Origin of the sequence: Pedobacter sp. PACM 27299 (assembly GCF_001412655.1) — a bacterium.
In the GTDB taxonomy this organism is placed as follows: Bacteria; Bacteroidota; Bacteroidia; order Sphingobacteriales; family Sphingobacteriaceae; genus Pedobacter.
Map to the genome: position 1 here is coordinate 2,691,730 of NZ_CP012996.1, position 16,525 is coordinate 2,708,254.

16 protein-coding genes are annotated in these 16,525 nt (G+C 39.7%); 9 read left to right on the top strand and 7 right to left on the bottom strand.

All coding sequences use genetic code 11. From position 1 onward, the window contains the following. Window positions 1–12: 12 nt before the first annotated feature. The 3 genes from AQ505_RS11310 (at window position 13) to AQ505_RS27230 (ending at window position 1,837) form a co-directional block, all read left to right on the top strand. The gene (locus AQ505_RS11310) at window positions 13–786 is read left to right on the top strand and encodes a toxin-antitoxin system YwqK family antitoxin (protein WP_062548280.1); all 774 of its coding nucleotides are present in this window, start codon (window positions 13–15) and stop codon (window positions 784–786) included. Between the two features lie 76 nt (window positions 787–862). Next, a complete protein-coding gene (locus AQ505_RS11315; RefSeq protein ID WP_062548281.1) occupies window positions 863–1,588 on the top strand; it encodes a 2OG-Fe(II) oxygenase in 726 nt (241 codons plus the stop codon). Window positions 1,589–1,696: 108 nt separating this feature from the next. Continuing rightward, on the top strand, window positions 1,697–1,837 hold the full coding sequence (locus AQ505_RS27230; protein ID WP_335338004.1) for an Ada metal-binding domain-containing protein: 141 nt from the start codon (window positions 1,697–1,699) through the stop codon (window positions 1,835–1,837). Window positions 1,838–1,842: 5 nt separating this feature from the next. Here AQ505_RS27230 and AQ505_RS11325 read toward each other — a convergent pair whose 3' ends face one another. Genes AQ505_RS11325 through AQ505_RS11350 form a run of 6 tightly spaced genes read right to left on the bottom strand, consistent with a single transcriptional unit; the run spans window position 1,843 to window position 6,956 of the window. Then, window positions 1,843–3,000 (bottom strand): lycopene cyclase family protein, encoded by a 1,158-nt coding sequence (locus AQ505_RS11325; RefSeq protein ID WP_062548283.1) that lies wholly within the window; start codon window positions 2,998–3,000, stop codon window positions 1,843–1,845. Next, a complete protein-coding gene (locus AQ505_RS11330) occupies window positions 2,987–3,463 on the bottom strand; it encodes a sterol desaturase family protein (RefSeq protein ID WP_062548284.1) in 477 nt (158 codons plus the stop codon). The genes AQ505_RS11325 and AQ505_RS11330 overlap by 14 nt, the downstream gene beginning before the upstream one ends. Beyond that, window positions 3,456–3,983, bottom strand: a complete 528-nt coding sequence (locus AQ505_RS11335) for a hypothetical protein (RefSeq protein WP_157262311.1) — start codon at window positions 3,981–3,983, stop codon at window positions 3,456–3,458. The genes AQ505_RS11330 and AQ505_RS11335 overlap by 8 nt, the downstream gene beginning before the upstream one ends. Then, window positions 3,980–4,816 carry a phytoene/squalene synthase family protein gene (locus AQ505_RS11340; RefSeq protein ID WP_062548286.1) on the bottom strand — a complete coding sequence of 279 codons (837 nt, stop codon included), beginning with the start codon at window positions 4,814–4,816 and terminating at the stop codon, window positions 3,980–3,982. Before AQ505_RS11340 ends, AQ505_RS11335 begins: the two co-directional genes overlap by 4 nt. 2 nt (window positions 4,817–4,818) lie before the next feature. Continuing rightward, window positions 4,819–6,318 (bottom strand): phytoene desaturase family protein, encoded by a 1,500-nt coding sequence (locus AQ505_RS11345; protein ID WP_062548287.1) that lies wholly within the window; start codon window positions 6,316–6,318, stop codon window positions 4,819–4,821. Window positions 6,319–6,347: 29 nt separating this feature from the next. After that, window positions 6,348–6,956: a MarR family winged helix-turn-helix transcriptional regulator gene (locus tag AQ505_RS11350; protein ID WP_062548288.1), complete on the bottom strand. Its 609-nt coding sequence runs from the start codon at window positions 6,954–6,956 to the stop codon at window positions 6,348–6,350. A 211-nt stretch (window positions 6,957–7,167) separates the two neighbouring features. Between AQ505_RS11350 and AQ505_RS11355 the strand changes: the two genes are divergently transcribed. From AQ505_RS11355 to AQ505_RS26635, 5 genes are all read left to right on the top strand, one after another. After that, entirely contained in the window at window positions 7,168–7,950 is a 783-nt protein-coding gene (locus tag AQ505_RS11355) for a hypothetical protein (RefSeq protein WP_062548289.1), read from the top strand. Window positions 7,951–7,956: 6 nt separating this feature from the next. Next, window positions 7,957–9,528: a sulfatase family protein gene (locus tag AQ505_RS11360; RefSeq protein ID WP_062548290.1), complete on the top strand. Its 1,572-nt coding sequence runs from the start codon at window positions 7,957–7,959 to the stop codon at window positions 9,526–9,528. A 217-nt stretch (window positions 9,529–9,745) separates the two neighbouring features. Beyond that, window positions 9,746–10,852, top strand: coding sequence for a 6-bladed beta-propeller (locus tag AQ505_RS11365; protein ID WP_197286356.1), 1,107 nt, complete (start codon window positions 9,746–9,748; stop codon window positions 10,850–10,852). A 37-nt stretch (window positions 10,853–10,889) separates the two neighbouring features. Then, a complete protein-coding gene (locus tag AQ505_RS11370; RefSeq protein WP_062548292.1) occupies window positions 10,890–13,652 on the top strand; it encodes a hypothetical protein in 2,763 nt (920 codons plus the stop codon). A 62-nt stretch (window positions 13,653–13,714) separates the two neighbouring features. Then, complete coding sequence (locus tag AQ505_RS26635; RefSeq protein ID WP_197286357.1) at window positions 13,715–15,142, top strand: S41 family peptidase; 1,428 nt, start codon at window positions 13,715–13,717, stop codon at window positions 15,140–15,142. Between the two features lie 45 nt (window positions 15,143–15,187). Here AQ505_RS26635 and AQ505_RS11380 read toward each other — a convergent pair whose 3' ends face one another. Continuing rightward, window positions 15,188–15,451 carry a hypothetical protein gene (locus AQ505_RS11380; RefSeq protein ID WP_062548293.1) on the bottom strand — a complete coding sequence of 88 codons (264 nt, stop codon included), beginning with the start codon at window positions 15,449–15,451 and terminating at the stop codon, window positions 15,188–15,190. A 202-nt stretch (window positions 15,452–15,653) separates the two neighbouring features. Between AQ505_RS11380 and AQ505_RS11385 the strand changes: the two genes are divergently transcribed. Further along, window positions 15,654–16,496, top strand: coding sequence for a GNAT family N-acetyltransferase (locus tag AQ505_RS11385; protein WP_197286358.1), 843 nt, complete (start codon window positions 15,654–15,656; stop codon window positions 16,494–16,496). Window positions 16,497–16,525: the final 29 nt, after the last annotated feature.

The following is a 16,525-nucleotide window of genomic DNA, read 5'->3' on the forward strand; positions in this document are numbered from 1 at the left end:
ATAATTGAAACCATGAACCTCCCTCAAAATCTTGCGCTAAAGCTCAGCTGCTCTTTTCTTTTGCTAAGTACAAATCTTTTCGCGCAGCTGCCGGAAGAAATCAGCTGGAAACATTTGCTGAAGACCTATAACCAGGATAGTACTGAAATGGTGCTTTCCCTGAATAATAAACTATTGGAAGGCCAGTATAAGATCCCTTCAGATGAAGGAGGTTTTGCTTTGTATACGATTAAAAAAGGGAAGATTACAGGCGAAGCTTTTTGGTATACGCAGGGTGGAAGGATGGAGTGTAAACTGCATTTTAAAGATGGCGTACGTAATGGTTTAAAGGAAAATTACGACAATGATGATCAGGTTTGGCTGCGTCAGGAATATAAAGATGGCAAGCAGGATGGCATCAGCGAAATGTACAGAAGCGGTAAAGTCATTAATAAATCAAGCTATAAGGCGGGTAAAAAAGACGGTCAGTCTTTAACCTATTCTGGTGATCAGCTGAGTACCGAAGCCAATTATGAGAATGACAAAAGGAATGGCCTTTATCGGGTGTACCAGAATGGCCAGATCATCACAGAAAATAATTACAAAGACGACTTACAGCACGGTTTGTCGAGCACCTACCTTTCTGGTAAAAAGAGCATGGCTTCTACCTACGAAAATGGCAAAAGACACGGTGTTTCTTATATGTACAAACCTGATGGAACTGTCCTTTTTGAAAGCTATTACCTGCTTGGAGATAAGGTGAGCAAAGATGCTTTTGAAAAATATCAGGAAAGTCATCAAAAATAATGCTGCTTAGCAAGTTTCGGGTTTTATGAAAATCAGGTTTATCTGACCTTTGTTTTGAATTTAAAAAACAAAGGAAATGGAAAAGCTGCAAAATAAAGAAACCATAGTGAGGAATCCGGTAGATTGGCCTACCGTAACGGAGGAAATGCATGAAAAAGGATTTGCGCTGGTTCCTGCATTCCTTTCCGCCGAACAATGCGGGGAATTGATCGATGGTTATCATCAGCCGGATGCTTACCGAAAAACAGTGCTGATGGAACGCTATCGTTTTGGCCTTGGTGAGTATAAATATTTCAATTATCCATTACCTGACCTTATCCAGCACATGAGAACAGCGCTATATCCAAAGCTGGCAGTCATTGCAAATGCCTGGATGAAAGTGCTGAATATTGCGACAGTTTTTCCAGCCGAACATCAGGAGCTGATACAGCAGTGCAACGAAAATAATCAAACCAAAGCAACAGTACTGATTTTAAAATATGGTCCAGGTGGATTCAATACTTTGCATCAGGATTTGTATGGGGAGGTCTATTTTCCAATCCAATGTGTGATGTTTTTAAATGAACCAGCACAGGATTTTACTGGCGGCGAGTCTGTGTTAACAGAACAAATACCTAGAGCACAATCAAAAGCGATTGTACTACAACCCAAAAAAGGGGATCTGTTGATCTTTACCACGAACTTCAGACCAGTACGTGGGAGCAAAGGGTATTATCGCGTCAATATGAAACACGGAGTAAGTGAAGTTCATACGGGAGCACGCCATACGCTGGGTATCATTTTTCACGATGCTTTGAGTTAAAAGATGATCAGACATACTGAGGTTAATGACCCTGATTTAAGAAGGAAATTACGACAAAAAGAGGTTTGTTTCGCTGGAAACAGCAAACTGAAAATATACGGAACGTTAATGTGTAAATCTGGTAAGCGAATGAAAAAAGAGAACAGGGTTTTCTTTAGTTCTCAGGAAGCAGCAGTTAAGCATGGTTTTCGACCCTGCGGACATTGCATGAAAACCGAATATAAGAGTTATCTAATGGCCATACGATAGATGGGCTAACTGTTGCTCATTATTTTTATAGTACGGTTCAATAAAGCCATTGCAAACTCTGTTTTCTGCAGCGTACTGAAAATCTGTACTTCTTCTAAAAGAGTAGATTCATTGTCCAGGAATTTCAGGATTTTCCTGGCGCTGTTTTTCTCGAACATCCTGGAGAAGATCTCCTCACCTGAAATGCGTTCAGAATCGAGCAAATGTAAAAGCGTGGCATCATAGAGGGCAAACCTTGGTGATGAAATTGCTGGAAGATTGGGATGCCCGGACTCCATCAATTGTTTCACAATTGCTGCGGTATGTTTCTGGATAAATCTAAAGGTATAACCGGTAGAGCCTTTTGTAAATCCTCCTGCAGTACCTAGATAAATAATACGCTCCTGCTGCCTTTTGATGGGATGATCAGTCATTGGAATTACACCATGTTCCTTTTCTATGATGGTATATTGCATGCATTTTAGCTGCTCTTGGATGTATTGCTGCAATGCGGCGCTATAATCTTCTGGAGCTAATTCTTGCTTAGAAAAGATCGTGTATTCCACTAAAGCGCGATTTGAGCTGAGCGGCAATACATAAACAAATGAGGTGCCTGCTTGCTGTGAGGTGTTAAAGTCCATCAATGTCGCACATTCCTGGTCAAAGGTATTGCCTTCAGTTTCTATCAGCCAGCCTTCAAAATGCTGCAGGAAATATTGGTAACGATCAGGTTTTTTCTCCTGGACCTGGGGAATACTGCTGAACACATAATCAGCGCTGAAAGTCTTCCCATCAATCACTACATAAGCCTGATCTTTTTCCGTGTACTGCTTTTCTACCTTTCCTTGTAAGCGGATCAACTGCGGCTGATCTGCTAATAATTGATCCGTATGTGCATAGAAATCCAGTCCACGGATCATTTTATATTGATAGGGCTTGATGTCTAATTCTTGATGAAGGAATTTGCTGGCAAATGATAAGCGGTCCCATTTCCGATATACGGCAGGTTCAAATACATCCGGATGTTCTTCCCAAAAACACCAGGTTCTGTCGTTGGATTTTTTCTCCTCATAGTCTACGAGCAGTACGCGTTTATTGCTGGCCTGGATATAGGGGAGTATCCGTACTGCAAGGCTTCGTCCAGCACATCCGCCTCCGGCGATGATGTAATCAAAGTGCTCCATGTTTGTTCTTTTGAGAGTGCTGCCAATATTTTCTTGCTGCGAACAACATGCCAAAGGATTCTCCATGATGCCTGTCCAGGTGCTTATGGTGCATTTTATGGGCTCTTTTGATCGTTTTTATATACTTGTTATCGCTCCTTGAAAACCACTTGAAACGTTGATGGATCACCACATCATGGATCATGAAATAGGCGATACCATAAAGTAAAATTCCTAATCCTATATAAAACAACCAGTTGAACCCCTTTTCCGCACCGAAAAAGAACAATAAAATACTAGGTGTAGCAAATATTATGAAAAAGGCGTCGTTCTTTTCAAAGAAATGTGGTTTTTTCTGATGGTGGTCTTTATGCAATACCCACAATAGTCCGTGCATGACATATTTGTGTGTAAACCATGCCACTCCTTCCATGAAGATAAAAGTACCTATGGTAATCAATAAATAAATCATCCAGTTATCCATGGTTATGCTTTAATAGTTCCAAATTTAATTCTTTCTTTTCTTCTGCAGTACAATACTTAGAAGTCGACAAGTATTTTACTATGTTTTGCTTTAGTGTTTTGTCTTTGCTGTTTTTTAAATTAGCCAGCACAAACTTCTTATCATTTTGGATGTCGTCGTTGTAGTTCAGAAAAGCGGGCAGATTCGTTTGAATGGCCAGTCTTAAGAATCTTATTTCCAAATGATCCGGTGCTTTTTTGACCGCTGTTTCTATCAGGTGTTTCCCGTTGTTAAAACGCTTAACTTTACTGATCGGACTCCATGCATACTTGGCCTGCATCATTTCTGCAGCTCCTTTATAGCCAATTAACAGCGGGCTGGAGGACTCCGTAACCTCTGCCAGCAGCTTTAAAAGCTGATCTGCTGCGGTTTTACTTTTCGCGGAGGCCTGGAATAGACTTTTTACTTCCTGAATTTCTGGTTCTGCTGCATAAACTTTGCTCAACAGCAGCATGAACATCAAAAAGACTATTTTCTTCATATCGTATTCGTTTTGTAACGGATGATGGAGTCGAACATCAATCCAAATTTATGGGCATTGGAAATTCTAATCCTTTGCGACATCACTTTCTCAGCAGTACTGGATTTAATCTTCTGAAACAGTTTTTTATAATAAACATAAGCCAGGTAAACACCGTTTCTTGAGGAGGCCGGTAGTTGTCGGATGCCAATCAATGCCCGTTTGAACTCTTCTTCTATTTCCTCTTCAATCAGCTTTTTTTCCGTGTTGGAGAAGGCCGATAAGTTTACATTAGGGAAATAGCTGCGGCTTAAGGTATAATAATCTGCGTTAATATCCCTCAGGAAATTTACCTTTTGAAAGGCAGAACCGAGCTGCATTGCCGAATCTTTTAGTTTTTCATATTGTAATTTATCACCTTCTGTAAAAACTTGTAAGCACATTAGGCCAACTACCTGAGCTGATCCAAGGATGTATTCATTGTATTTTTCGGGGGTGTAAAGTGCTTGTTCCAGGTCCATTTCCATACTTCTAAGAAACAATTCTATCAGCTCTTTATCAATGTCATATTTGTTCACTACTTGCTGGAAAGAGTTGAGAATAGGGTTTAGGCTAATTCCATCTTCAATCGCTTCAAAGCAATCTCTTTTAAATTTAGAGAGTAAAATAGGCTTATCATAATCATGGAAGCTATCTACAATTTCATCCGCCAGCCTTACAAAACCATAAATGGCATATATCGGATGACGCAGTTTTTCCTCTAAAAAATAGATGCCTAAAGAAAAGCTGGTACTGTAACGCTTGGTGATCATTTCGCTGCAGGCTGCTGACAGCTTATCGTATATCTCTTTCATGGCTATTTGTTTAGGTGCTTTATCAATTGTTGGGCGGCAAGGTTTCCAGAAATAATCGATGGCGGAACTCCTGGTCCGGGCACAGTAAGTTGTCCGGCATAAAAAAGATTGTTGATTTTTTTATTTTTAAGGGTTGGTTTCAGGTTTGCAGTCTGCATCAGCGTGTTCGCTAAGCCGTACGCATTTCCTTTAAAAGAATTGTAATCGGTAATAAAATCACTGACACAGTAGCTTTTTTTATAATCCAGGTGTTTGCGTATTGGTGTTCCGGTATAAGCTTCCAGGCGGTCCATAATTAAATCAAAGTATTGTTCACGGATGGCTTCAGGATCTTTGATATCCGTGGCAAGCGGCATCAATACAAATAAGTTTTCATGACCAGCTGGGGCTACCGATGGATCGGTGACACTTGGACAGCAGACATAGAATAATGGTTTTGTGGGCCATTGCGCTTGTTTATAGATCTCTCGTGAATGCTTTTTTAAATCCTCGTCAAAGAATAAAGTATGGTGATTTAAGCGCGCGACCTTAGTGTTTACCCCTAAATAGAAGATGAGGCAGGAGGGCGCAAGTACTCGGTTGTCCCAATATTTTTCTGAATAATTTCTCTGTGCAGCATTTAGCAGTTTTTCTTCCACATGATGGTAGTCTGCAGCAGCGATCAGGCCATCATAATGATGAGTCCCGCTTTCCGTAGTTAAACTGACTACTTGGTTTTCCTCCACATCAATTGCGGATACGGCGGCATTGGTATGAAATTTAGCACCCTGCATCTCCGCAATGGTCTTCATGGCTTTGATCACTTTTCCAAAGCCACCTTTTGGGTACCAGGTGCCTAATTTCAGCCCTGCATAGTTCATCAGACTGTATAGTGCTGGAGTATCTTCCGGCATTGCGCCAAGAAACAGCACCGGGAATTCCATTAAGGCAATGAGCCGGGGATCTTTGAAATATTTTTTAACGTGCGCACTAAAAGAGGTAAATACCTGTAGTTTAAACAAGCCTTTGATCAGGTCTACATCGGCAAATTCCATTAAGGAAAGTCCGGGTTTGTACACCAGTTTGCCCATTCCAATGTTGTATTTATAGGCGGCTTCAGCTAAAAATTCCTTTAGTTTTTTAGCACTGCCAGTTTCTATGGATTCAAATAACGCGCACAATTCTTCGAAATTTGCCGGAATATTTAATACGTCATCAGCGCCGAAAACTACACTAAAGCCAGGATCAAGCAATTGCAGCTCATAAAAATCTTCTGCTTTATAGCCGAAATCATTGAAGAACTTTTCAAATACTTCGGGCATCCAATACCAGCTTGGCCCCATGTCAAACAGGTAGCCGTTCTCCGTAATCAGCTGACGTGCCCTTCCCCCAATGTCTGCGTTTTTTTCATAAACATCCACCTGGTAACCTTGTTTTGACAGGTAAGCTGCTGCACTGATTCCGGCAAAACCTGCACCAATGATGGCGATTTTAGTTTGAGCTTTATTTGTTGTAGTTGACATGCTGGTGGTTTCTTTTGATGAGTTGATGACTATCCTCTTGCCTTTGCCTTATGAAAATCTTCCAGCTTGGTCAGTATTGTGATCAATTGCATTTTTTCTTCCTGAGATAATGGTTCAGTAACATTCTTTGTGGCGGCCCTTATATTTTCCATACTTTCATTGAGAAGCTGAGTTCCTTTTGAAGTAATGTGGATCATTCTATTCCTTTTGTCTGTGTCAATCGTAGTTTGTGTTACCAATTCCATACTAATCAATCTGTTGATGATTTGTATCCCTGCAGATTTTTCATGAACATTCAATTTTATCAGCACGGTTTTTGTCATGCTCCCAAATGCAACCAGACTGATTAAATAAATGAAATCATCAGGAGTGGAAAATGCAGTGTTGGCAATCGCCACCTTTGCCTGTAATTTCGCATACCTGGACAAGTGCACTAATGAAGTATTAATGACACTATCAGCCGATCGACCTTTCGATTTTCCTTCCCATTCAGGTTCTGAAGGAATCAGCAAACCTTCCTTTCTGGAATATTCATTTAGCCATTGCCCAAATGAATGTACATCCTGGGGATGCTGATCAGACTCCTCTTCGTAAATCTTAACTAAACTGATCAGGTCCTTTATTAAATCGTAATGCATATTTTTAGAATCAGGTAGGCGAATAATTAAGCTAATATAGTATTAAATTGTACTAATAAATAAATTAATTTAGTTTTGTGTGCTGTAAAAAGTATAATAATATACTAATATTGCTTGGAACAAATTTACACTGAGGCTGTTATTCAGATATAGCGGTCATATTGAAAGATACGGACATCTGCTATAATAGTGCTATTTAATACAAAACAATATGAAGAAAATACTTCCTTTCGCCAATGGCATTGCTTTATTGGTCACAATTTTGGTCAACTATCTCTCTAATTCAGGATTGTTGAATGGCAATACCATGAAAACGATATCAGATCGTTATTTTAATTATTTCACTCCTGCAGGGTATGCGTTTTCCATTTGGGGGCTTATTTATATTGGCTTGATCGCTTTTGTATTTTACACATGGCGAGACTTTTCTAAAAAGAAAGAAGAAGATTCCATCGTGCTGAAAATAGGCTGGTGGTTTGTACTTTCTTGTCTGGCGAATTCTCTTTGGGTACTGGCCTGGTTATCTGATTATACCGCCTTATCGGTTCTGCTGATGGCAGTATTGTTGATTTCTTTGTGTAAGATCATCATCAATACCCGTATGGAATTAGATGCGCATCCGTTTAAAAGTTACCTTTTTGTTTATTGGCCTTTTGCACTGTATTCCGGATGGATTTCTGTTGCTTTTATTGCGAATATAGCGGCTTACCTGACTAAAATCCAGTGGAGTGGCTGGGGGATTTCTGCAGTCAGCTGGACTATTATAATGATTGTCGCAGCTGGATTGATCAATATTGTGATGGTGAGGCTGCGAAATATGCGAGAATACGCGTCGGTTGGTATTTGGGCATTAATCGCGATTGCAGTCTCCAATGGAAAGAACAATGGTCCGGAATCAATAGTGTATGCCTGTTATGTAGTTGCAGTGATTATATTTGTTTTCATTAGTATCAGTGCTTTGAAAAATCGCCAGAGCTCTTTAGAAAATATGTAAAACAATATGTTGAAACGCTTTAAAAAATGCTTCCTGCTTGCCAGTTTTTTTCTTGCCTCTAGCACTGTATTTGCCCAAACGCAAAGGGTTAAGCCAGCGGTAAAACCTAATATTATTTTCATTATGGCCGACGACCATACTTCCCAATCCTGGGGAATTTATGGTGGCATATTGAAAGATTATGTAGTCAATAAGAATATAAAAAGGATGGCAGCTGAGGGGGCTGTTTTAAACAACGCTTTTTGTACAAATTCTATCTGTGTACCCAGCAGGGCGACCATTATGACTGGTCAGTACAGTCAGAAAAATAACGTGTATACCTTAGGTGATGCTTTAGATCCAGCTCATCCAAACATTGCTAAAGTACTACAGGGAAACGGTTATCAAACGGCATTAATCGGCAAATGGCACTTAAAGAAGCAGCCCACAGGCTTTGATCATTTCATGGTGATGGACGATCAGGGCGTGTATTTTAACCCCACGTTTAAGACAGAAAAAGACTGGAAGGATGATGGCCAGGCTGCTGGTGTGCTGCATAAAGGATACAATACAGATCTGGTGACGGACTACTCCATAGATTGGCTGAATCAGCGGGATAAGAACAAACCGTTCTTCATGATGACACATTTTAAAGCGACTCATGAGCCCTGGGAATATCCGGAAAGATACCATAACCTGTATGCAGGACTGACGATTCCTGAGCCGGTATCTATACTTGATTTCGGACCAGAAACCAATGGCCGGACTTTTAAAGGACAGGATCTAGAAGACCTGGAAAGCCGCTGGGAACAGTATCAGAAAAACCCTGAAAAATATTGGACTACTTATCCGGGGATGCCCTTTACCATTGAAGGTTTAGACAGCATTCAGGCCCGTAAGAAGATCTATCAGAAGTTTGTTAAAGATTACCTGAGGTGTGCCGCCGCAATTGATGACAATATTGGCAGGCTGCTGGACTACCTGAAGCGTAATGGCCTGGCGGAAAACACCATTGTGATATATACCTCAGATCAAGGTTACTTTTTAGGGGAACATGGCTTTTTTGATAAACGGATGATGTATGAGGAATCGTCAAGGATGCCTTTTGTGATTTGTTATCCGAAGGAAATTAAAGGAGGCAGCCGTGTCAATGATATCATCCTAAACATCGATTTTGCTGCACTTTTTGCAGATTATGCAGGCTTAAAAAAACCTGATTTCATCCAGGGGCAAAGCTTTAGGGATAATTTAAAAGGTAAAACTCCAAAAAACTGGCGCAAATCTATGTATTACCGTTATTGGGAACATAGTAAAGACAGGCCCGCTCATTTTGGGATTAGAGACCAGCGTTATAAACTCATTTTTTACTACGGAAAGGGCCTTGGAATGAAAGGTGCTTCCAATGAATCCAGTCCAGCTGCCTGGGAGTTTTATGACCTTTCAAAAGATCCAAAAGAGCTGCACAATGCGATGAATGATCCAGCTTATAAACAGCAGATCGCCAGGATGAAAATTGAGTTATTGAAACAAAAGGAGCAGAGTGGTGATGACGATTCCGGCAGACCTGAGATGAAGGCCATTATGAACAGTTCATTTTAGTATTTCTTTTTAGTTTAAGGGTTTAAAGTAAAATATTATTATATTCGATAGCTTTCTATTGATGATAATATATGCGCCTCAAACTAATTGTGCTGATTCAAATTTTCTTTAGGGAGAATAAAATGTTTTCTTTTTTATTATCCTTAATATTATTGCTTCGCAAGCGGTTTTTTCTCAGCAAATTCCGGAAAAGAAGCTGTTGGTTGATATTGCCAATTTGAATGGTGGGACAGTTTCCGAGATTTTCCTTGAAAATGAATATATCCCACTGGAAAATACAAAAGAAAGCGAGGTTAACAGAGTGGATAAGGTGCTGGAGACCAAGGATAACTACCTCATTCTTGACACAAAGAAACCAGGTAAAATATTTATTTTCGATAAGCAGGGGAAGTTTGTACGAAAAATCAAGGAAATACCTGGAAAGAAAACGACGGCAGATGGTTTTCGGAACCTTTGGCTGGACGAAGCTAAAAATGAGATCATCAGCGAAGTATTCTCTACCATAGATGGCCTGAATTTAATTTACTTTGACCTGAATGGCAACTTTTTGAGATCGAAAAAGCAACCTCATGGAGGTAGAGACCTTTATTATATAAACCAAAATATTTTTGCTGGAGTAAGCAGCTACTATCAATCCGGGGACCTGAATAAAAAAGATCGCCCAAATTTTCATTTGTCCTTTTATAAGGATGGGAAAATGATCAAACAGTATTTTCCAATAGATACTGCTATTCTCAATTTGGACCTGGATGATATCATTTATCGACCCTCTGGTATTGATGTGACGGATCCTGCTTTTTTATTCGTCAACACAGCAAGCTATAAGGTTTTCAATGTCAATGAAAAGGGTATTAACGCCATTTACAACATTGTGCTGCCTTTAAAAAACACACTGCCTGCAGATTTTATGACTAACAAAGCTCATCAAGGAAAGCGTTATCAAATGGCCAGCGCTAACAAAGATTTAGTTTATGGATTCCAAAATTTATATAAACTAAAGAATTGGCTTTTTTTTAGTGCGAATCATGTGAATGATGATGACCTGATCATGTATAATTTACAAACTTCCAGCGCGATCGAATTGAGACATGTACAGGGTGATGCTTCAAATGCCTACCTGCCTGTATTCTTATTTGAAGGGTTGGTTGGAGTTTCACATCAAAATATCTATACTACTTTAAGCGCAGCAGAGTTATTTCAATCCAAAACGGATATGTCCGCTAAAAATCCTGCTTACAGTAAATTGCTGAGTGATTTCTTTGCAAAATCATCTCGTTTGAGTAATCCGGTACTGGTTAGGTTAAAGCTGAAAGGTGATTTCTAGGTTGAAGTTCAAAGCAGTTTTATTCATTTGCATATTGATGATCACTGCGCAGGCAGATGCCCAGCAAAAAGATCCATCCGCTATCGGGCAGATCAAAGGGGTAGTTCGCGATTCCCTGCATAATTTTAGTTTACAATCTGCTACCATCTCCATTTATAGCAAGGCAGATTCTTCATTGCTGATGTATCAGCTGGCTAATCGCTTAGGGGAGTTTGTAGCTAAAAATATTCCAATAGGAAAGCCATTATATGCTGATTTTACCTATCTGGGCTATAAAGGACAAAGACGATATTTTACCATCAGCTTAGCCGAAAAAATATATGATTTTAAGACCATCTACCTGCGCAACCAGGATGTCATGCTGCAGGAAGTGGCGATAGGACTACCTCCTGTGAGAATGAACAGGGATACGCTGGAATTTTTAGCCGATGCCTATACGCTTGAAAAAAGTGCGACAGTGGAGGATCTGCTGAGGAAATTAGCCGGATTAACGGTATGGGGCGATGGCAGCATTACTTATAATGGTAAACCTATTCACAATCTCACTGTCAATGGCAAGCCTTTTTTTGGTGGTACTATAAAAGTTGCGACGCAAAACCTCCCAAAGAATATCGTAGATAAGATACAGGTCTTCAATAATGGTCATAATGAAAATCCATTGGATTCTACCCTGCAAATGAATGTCAAATTAAAAAAGGGGATGGAAAATGGGCTGTTTGGTAAAGTGTCTGCGGGCTATGGAACAGCGCAGCGATATGGGGCGGATGCCTCCATCAGCCATTTTACCCCAAAATTGCAGCTAGGGATTTTGACTGCATTCAATAATACGAATAAGGTTGCTGGCAGCGTATCTGGATTACAGCAATATTCCTCCTTTAAGGGGGCGGGGACGAGCAATGAGTATAGTTCTGATTTTAGTAGGGCCGGGCTAAACCGTCAATACGCGGGCGGCGCACAGTTCCAGTATAATTTTATGGAGAGTAAAAAGACGCTGCTTGAAACGCGTTTGCTGACAGGAGATTATTTCGCAAGTAAAGACTTCAATCAAACCGAAAGGGAAATTGTAACAGACAGATTGGTCTCTCAGGGGATTGATACCAGAAAAATTGATGCCAATTCCAATCGTAATACGGTAACTAGACAGCATTTAAATCTGAACTATCAAGCTAATGATTCTAAGAATGGATTGGTGCTGGCGCCGAAAGTCATTCAAAGCATTACAGACCATCACTCCATTACAAATAGTACTGTTCTTTTGCCTGATGGTACAGAACAAAGCAGTAATGAATCCCAAAATATAAATAGCCAGCGATATAACTTTTATGGGATCAGCGGCAAGTATAATATGGCATCCATATTTAGCCTGTCATTCGATTTTTCTAATCATAAAAATGATGAGGATAGAACGAATATTACTGAGTTTACATCGCCTTTGGATGTTACGCAAAACAAAGCTTTTAATCGTAAGTACGCTATAAATACAAATAGCAATTATCAAATGATAAATCTGCGCTCTATGCCTTTGCAGGATTTTATTTTTGATAAGAGAAAAATGAGGCCAAGTATTACTTTAAGAAATAAAATAGAACTTCGCCAAAACCAAAGTATTGACCAGATCAGCGATTTAAATGCAGATCAAAACAACTATACTGACAATACTTATTTGAGCAATCGAACAAAATATAATTTAACAACTGATGTATTAGGCTTGAACATCAATCGCAGTTATGATGTGGGCAGTTTAGCAGGTCGATACCAGAGAAATCTAAGGCTAAACATAGACCTTCAAAACCAGTTTCTCTGGCAAGAGCATCGCTCAGAGAAGGCTTTCCAAAATATAAAGCGCGACTACAGTTCATTTGTCCCCTTGGCATCCATCCATTATGAGGATTATCAGACAGGGAGCTACAGTAAGAGTTACAGGTTAAGCTATATCAGCTCCATCACCGTTCCAGAAATTCAGCAGTTTGCGCCATTGGTAGATAGTTCCAATGTTTACATTTTTTATCGTGGTAATACAGCACTAAAGGAAAGCTACCACCATGAATTGGTTTTTGATTTTAGTCATGTCCCTTCGAGTCTAAAAGATGGGATAAACTATACGGTATCAGCCCACTATAAGGCGATCAATAATTATATCACGGATAGTGTTTTTTACGATGAATTAGGTCGGCAAACTATTGGATATGTAAATGTAATGGGCTACAGAAGTGCTGGACTAAATTCCCAGATGAGCAGGTCTTATAAATTTTCCTCTCATCAGGTCCAGTTACGTTTAAATGTCAGCTATAACTTTTCCAGGAGACCTGGCTATACCAATGGGCTTGAGAACCTGGTACAGCAAAATTCTACCAGCGGATATCTAGATGCCGGCTATTCATTTAAAGACAAATTGTTGATTAACCTGGGACAAAGAATCAGTAATTCCAATGCGAAGAACAGAAGTCCGGCTGCGGTGACAGCCTTTGTAAATACTACTTCAGTGACCACAGGACGCTTAAGTTTTCCATTTTATAAAGGACTGACCTTTGCGAGCAATGTTGACTTTAATCATTATAAATCATCCAGCAGTAAGGCGGTCAGCTTTACCATTTGGAATGCCGGTTTAACACAGCGCTTTACCGAGGAAAAGAACTTTGAACTGCGATTTGAAGCCCTGGATTTATTGCGGCAAAACAAAAATATGGTGATCATTAATGATGGCACCATGCTCACAAGTACCAGAACGAATACCTTAACCCAGTATTTTATGTTATCATTTTCTTATTTCCCCCGTAGATTTGGTAACAGTAAAAAATGATTGCATGATTTATACAATTTTTAATCTTCGGGAATACTTTCCTTTACGATATAAAATTGTAAATGATGAAGATAATACTGTCTATAGCGCTGATTTTCCTAGCCAATCTGGTTAATGCACAAAGTACCTGCGAATGCGGGGAGACTTTGGAACGATTGATTCATAAAATTGAAACTGAGTATCCAGGATTTGAAGAAAAGACGAAGGATAAGATATTATATGAAAGTTTCAAAGTACAGTTAAAAGTCGAAGCAAATCTCACTGAAAAATCAGCTTGCTTTGCTATGCTAAAAAAGTACACGGCTTTCTTCCGGGATGGTCATATCTGGATAAATCCAGCAACGGCTATAAGTAATTCAAAAGAAACAGTAAGTACCACGCTGGTCGATGTTGATATCGAGAAATTCCGGAAAAGGAGCAAAACGACTGCTGATCCAGTCGACGGAATTTGGAAAAACAAGTTTGAATGGACAGGAGGGGCGCTCTATGAAATTGGAATTACCAAAAATAAGGCTGGGGTATGGATCGGATTTGTCATGAGTTCCAGCTCTGCTTTTTGGAAACCTAAAGAAACGAAATTTAGGCTTTATCCTGATGGGAAGTTCGAATTTTACACTTTCGATAAGAAGATGAAGACCGGAACTTATGAAATTTACAACCAAAGTATTGTCTATTTTAAGGAGGTAAGAGCTGTTTTTATAAAAGAATCACCAGCATCAAATTTGACACAGGAAGAGGTAAAAAGAAAAGTTGGGGAATACTATGGATTTGGGGCAAAAAAGTTGAGCGATAAAACCATGCTGCTCACATTGCCATCTTTTGATTATCCTTTCGTTGAAATCATTGAAGACCTGGTAAAAAACAACCGTTCCCAAATTGAAACTTGTAAGAATTTAATCATCGATCTCAGGGGTAATTCTGGGGGGACAGATAACGCTTATCAGCTATTATTGCCTTATATCATGACCAATTCCATCAGAAACATGGGGGTAGAATACCTGGCCACACCAACTTTAGTAGATGGACTTAAAGGTTATCTAAAAAACTTGCCTGAAAATAAGGAGCGACAAAGAGAAATGGAGCGGGTAGGGAGATGGATCAGTCTTTTTGAGGAAAATATGGGAAAATTTGTAAATCTTAAAGACAGCACTTTCTCCATGCAACAAGTTGTGCCCTCTGAAAAGAGCCCTGCGCAGGTGTTGATCCTGATCGATAAAAGAGTTGGAAGTGCTGCCGAAAGCTTCACTATGATGGCGAAACAAAGTAAAAAGCTGAAGGTAGCAGGTACGGTCAGTTCCGGAGGATTGGATTATGCAGCAGCACGGATGTTCAATTTTGGCTGTCCTGAATATCTACTGCAATTGCCAACCTACCGTTCTTTAAGGCTGCCGGATTATCCAATTGATAATATTGGCATTCAACCAGACATTTTCCTGGACAAAAGCGTCCAGGATTGGCTGCAATTTGCCTTAGCATATTTGGAACAATAAAGAAACTGATTCTGGCAAACACGTTGACAGAAAATCAGCTCAATGCTAGTTTTGTGCAGTATAACCTGCTAGCGTACCAGAGATTTCTTTGATCGTCTTTAGACTAAAAGGATGTCTGCCAATCAGCCATCTTTTAATTTCGTCAGGATTGATATCCAAGGCCACAGCTAGATCATTTTCTGAAAGAATCTGATCGGCTAACATTTTTGAAGCTTTGCTGGCAAGATCCTGGTTCAGCTGTGTTAATTCTTCTATAGCGGGGTTTCCACTTTCTTCCAGCCAGATGGCTACAAAGTCGTTCTCTTCCATTGATGTTCTACGTAATAATTTAAAGTATTCCGGGCCTTCTGCACCGTTTGCCTCATTTGGGCTCCAAATTTAACGATATTCCTAGTAATATTGCAACAAGACTCAAAGCCAGTCAGGTTATAATTGAAAAATTGTAGCTTAGGCAGGTGTGCTGGAAGAGGATTGCTGGAAGAAATATGATGATGTTATAGTGTGAATGAATATGGAAGTAAAAAACTTAGAGAATATCGATCTTGAAAAATTAGTGGCAGTAATTAATTTATCATTTTCAGATTATATCGTGCCCCTGCAGCTGAATTTAGAAATATTGAAAGCTAAGATTAAAGCAGAGGACATCAAGATGGAATTATCTATGGGCGTGTTTGATGGTGATGAAATGCTGGGTTGTATGTTACATGGATTACGGGATACGGAGGAAGGATTAACAGTGTACAATGGTGCTACAGGCGTAATTCCAAGCCATAGAGGGAGAGGATTGGTCCGAAAAATGTATGAACATCTGCTGCCGGAATTAAAAAAGCTAGAGGTAAAGAATATGGTATTGGAAGTGATCACTGGAAATCATCCTGCAATAAAAGCGTATGAGAAAATGGGATATACTGTGCATAGAACGCTAGATTGTTATAGAGGAAAAATTCAGGTCAACAATAACAGTCCGGTCAGCATATTGAAAGAAATTGATCCGGTGGAATGGAAGGAGTTGATGTCTTTCTGGGATACAAAACCCTCCTGGCAGAATGCCGTTCAGTCCTTGGAAAATAGCAAAGAAAATTGTCAGTTTGTGGCTGCTTATCGCGATGATTTATTGGTCGGTTATGCCGTCTATAATCCGACATCAAGAAAAATAAATCAGCTTGCCGTTGCTAAAAATTACCGAAATAAGGGAATTGGTACGGAGCTGTTTGCTCATATCAATGAGGTAGTTGATCAGCAAGAAGTTTTTGTCTTCAATGTAGACCATAATGCGGCTTCTACTTTGGAATTCTTAAAAGCTCAGGGGCTTTGCGAACATATCGCACAGTTTGAGATGAGCAGAATGGTCTAATGTTTAATGCCCATCATTTCTATTGATGG

Bases quoted from the DNA above. Each gene is read 5' to 3' on its own strand.
- AQ505_RS11370 (WP_062548292.1), top strand. From the start codon at position 10,890: ATGATCACTGCGCAGGCAGATGCCCAGCAAAAAGATCCATCCGCTATC.
- AQ505_RS11310 (WP_062548280.1), top strand. From the start codon at position 13: ATGAACCTCCCTCAAAATCTTGCGCTAAAGCTCAGCTGCTCTTTTCTT.
- AQ505_RS11315 (WP_062548281.1), top strand. From the start codon at position 863: ATGGAAAAGCTGCAAAATAAAGAAACCATAGTGAGGAATCCGGTAGAT.
- AQ505_RS11325 (WP_062548283.1), bottom strand. From the start codon at position 3,000: ATGGAGCACTTTGATTACATCATCGCCGGAGGCGGATGTGCTGGACGA.
- AQ505_RS11350 (WP_062548288.1), bottom strand. From the start codon at position 6,956: ATGCATTACGATTTAATAAAGGACCTGATCAGTTTAGTTAAGATTTAC.
- AQ505_RS11385 (WP_197286358.1), top strand. From the start codon at position 15,654: ATGGAAGTAAAAAACTTAGAGAATATCGATCTTGAAAAATTAGTGGCA.
- AQ505_RS11340 (WP_062548286.1), bottom strand. From the start codon at position 4,816: ATGAAAGAGATATACGATAAGCTGTCAGCAGCCTGCAGCGAAATGATC.
- AQ505_RS11360 (WP_062548290.1), top strand. From the start codon at position 7,957: ATGTTGAAACGCTTTAAAAAATGCTTCCTGCTTGCCAGTTTTTTTCTT.
- AQ505_RS11335 (WP_157262311.1), bottom strand. From the start codon at position 3,983: ATGAAGAAAATAGTCTTTTTGATGTTCATGCTGCTGTTGAGCAAAGTT.
- AQ505_RS11345 (WP_062548287.1), bottom strand. From the start codon at position 6,318: ATGTCAACTACAACAAATAAAGCTCAAACTAAAATCGCCATCATTGGT.
- AQ505_RS11355 (WP_062548289.1), top strand. From the start codon at position 7,168: ATGAAGAAAATACTTCCTTTCGCCAATGGCATTGCTTTATTGGTCACA.
- AQ505_RS11380 (WP_062548293.1), bottom strand. From the start codon at position 15,451: ATGGAAGAGAACGACTTTGTAGCCATCTGGCTGGAAGAAAGTGGAAAC.
- AQ505_RS11330 (WP_062548284.1), bottom strand. From the start codon at position 3,463: ATGGATAACTGGATGATTTATTTATTGATTACCATAGGTACTTTTATC.
- AQ505_RS26635 (WP_197286357.1), top strand. From the start codon at position 13,715: ATGATGAAGATAATACTGTCTATAGCGCTGATTTTCCTAGCCAATCTG.
- AQ505_RS27230 (WP_335338004.1), top strand. From the start codon at position 1,697: ATGTGTAAATCTGGTAAGCGAATGAAAAAAGAGAACAGGGTTTTCTTT.